At 33.1% G+C, this 2,214-nt stretch carries 3 protein-coding genes; 1 reads left to right on the top strand and 2 read right to left on the bottom strand.

What is annotated here, in order from left to right:
* The coding region (locus BBA02S_RS21100) for a MafI2 family immunity protein (protein ID WP_169799388.1) at nt 1-245 on the top strand (245 nt) is incomplete at its 5' end.
* Nucleotides 246-722: 477 nt separating this feature from the next.
* On the opposite strand, the gene BBA02S_RS19825 is transcribed toward BBA02S_RS21100, so the two are convergent.
* Together BBA02S_RS19825 and BBA02S_RS19820 are read right to left on the bottom strand one after the other, a co-directional pair.
* Complete coding sequence (locus tag BBA02S_RS19825) at nt 723-1,307, bottom strand: TetR/AcrR family transcriptional regulator (RefSeq protein ID WP_041114540.1); 585 nt, start codon at nt 1,305-1,307, stop codon at nt 723-725.
* Between the two features lie 59 nt (nt 1,308-1,366).
* On the bottom strand, nt 1,367-1,801 hold the full coding sequence (locus tag BBA02S_RS19820) for a VOC family protein (protein WP_041096429.1): 435 nt from the start codon (nt 1,799-1,801) through the stop codon (nt 1,367-1,369).
* Nucleotides 1,802-2,214 lie beyond the last annotated feature (413 nt).

The raw sequence follows: 2,214 nt of genomic DNA, 5'->3' as shown, positions 1-2,214 counted from the left end.
TTTTTTATGATTTTCTTCTTAAACTAACAGGGCTGACAGTATCATTAGAAAATGAAACGCTGTACTGGAAAGGTTATTTTGACGGGGAACCAACTGAGGAAGAAAAAGAAATATTAAGCATTGCCTGTACGGAGGTAGTAGCTAATTTCCCCACTATTAAGGTTGTTAAAGAGGAATATTTAAATCATACATACCCTTTAAAAATGGACATGTTGCAATTTTGGGCTTTTTTAAGATGGGAATAAAATTAACGCTTATTAAACAAACGGATGCTTTAGCGCAATAAAGATTACTAAAATTATCTATAATCATAAGAGCAGTTTGAAATGTAGGTTTGAGATAAAGTTTGATCAAAAGGTATCCTGTAATACCTCATTCTATGGAAAATAAAAAGAACCCATTTTGAGAAAAAGATTGATCAAAACGGGTTCGCTCTTTGTGAAGCACTATACAATTCTTATAAAAAAGTTCGATCCTTTTCTGCCTGTAATCCTCCACAATCGCGCCCTTTTCTTGAATAAGCTAATCTTATATTGCATATTGTTAGAGGTCTACGAAATAAACCATTGTGGCATGATGAACTAGAAGTAGGAATGAAGAGTTTATATAGAATTATATTATTTACTGTAAGGTCAATAGCAATTTTAGAATGGCTGTCTTCTGAAAATGTGATTTGAATCCAAATGAAAAGTAGAAATGAACTAGATTTATTACTGTTTTGCTTAATTTTTTAGCCCTTCCAATAGATTCGTGATCGTAGCAATTGTGTCTGCTAAGGAGTTTTCCTTATCTGTATTATCTGCTATCCAAAGGGCTGCTTCATTCATTGCTCCCGACAGACAGTGGGTAATAGCATCCACAGATAACGGTTTTAAATATCCTTGATTTTTCATATCTTGTAATTGCTCTCGTAAATGTCTCATTGAGTTTTGTTCATCAATTAATCTAAAGACATCCCAGCCTAAGACTGCTGGACCGTCAATTAGAAGGATTTGCAGGTTTTGTTCTTCAACTGCAGCTGATAAAAAGGCTTGACAGCCAAGTAGTAATTGTTGCCATGGATCTTCACTTTTTAAAGCCTCTTTTTCAACCCGTTCTCCAATTTCTTTTTGTACGAGTTCAAAAGTGTGTAAAAATAGTCCCTTTTTATGTTTAAAATGATGATAGAGCGCACCTCTGGTCAAATTTGCCTCTGTAACGATATCTTCTAAAGCTGTGTTAGCATATCCTTTTTCTGTAAAATGTTTTCTTGCAGTTGAAAGTAACTTTTGAACTGTTGCATCGGTTTCCATTTTATTTTTTCTCATATTATTATGCCACCTTAAATCGTGAGCTGTTTTTATACTTGCTGTGTTGGAATTAGAAATTACTTTTCAGACCATATTTTCTCATTAAATTGAGAACGATAACTCTCATTAGGAGGTATGATTTGAATTACATCAATTAAAATGCCATTCGGATCACTTGTGATGAAATGTCTTTGACCAAAATCTTCATCTTTAATATCCTGGATGATAGGCAATTTTTCACTATGAATTAATCTTTCATACTCGTCATCGACATTGTCAACCTCAAAGTTGAGAATCAATCCCTGTACTACTTTGCGATAATTTGAAGGAATCGTCTTATGAGTACTGGAAATTATTGCTAATTCGTAAGGAACAGAACTTTCATTCATTTTTAAACTCACATACCAATCTGATTTGAAAACAGGCTCAAACCCAAAGTTTGTTTCATAAAAATTGGAAGACTCCTCTAGTTTTTCAGTTAAAATAACTGGATAAAAACCATTAACCAACATAACCAGCTCCTTATTTTAAGTTTAGTTAACTTTAACATACATACAGTATGTATGTAAATAAATAACTCTTATCTAAATGCTTTAGAACTATAAACGTCAAACTCCTGCAGTTAAAAGATTTGGCGTCTGTTCGTTTTTGATCATTTATGCATGATTTTATACAACGTTAATATATCAACGTTGTATCGAACTTTTTTATAAATTATCGGAATTTATTTCAAATGATCAAACTTTATTTCAAATCCACATTTGAAAAATCCTTCATCTGTTTGCACTGGAAGGGATACCAGGCAAACAAAGCAAAACTCCCACTGCATGTTTCTGCAGTGGGAGTTTTCATTTATTCAATACATCCTCGCCAAAGACTTATCCATTTGTTCCTCGTTGGCCTTCAGCTCATGACTATTCAAATC

Origin of the sequence: Bacillus badius NBRC 15713 (assembly GCF_001591605.1) — a bacterium.
Taxonomy (GTDB): Bacteria; Bacillota; Bacilli; order Bacillales; family Domibacillaceae; genus Pseudobacillus; species Pseudobacillus badius.
This window is presented reverse-complemented; position numbering and strand designations above follow the sequence as displayed.

Coding starts and splice junctions, on each gene's coding strand:
- BBA02S_RS19820 (WP_041096429.1), bottom strand. CDS start 1,801: ATGTTGGTTAATGGTTTTTATCCAGTTATTTTAACTGAAAAACTAGAG.
- BBA02S_RS19825 (WP_041114540.1), bottom strand. CDS start 1,307: ATGAGAAAAAATAAAATGGAAACCGATGCAACAGTTCAAAAGTTACTT.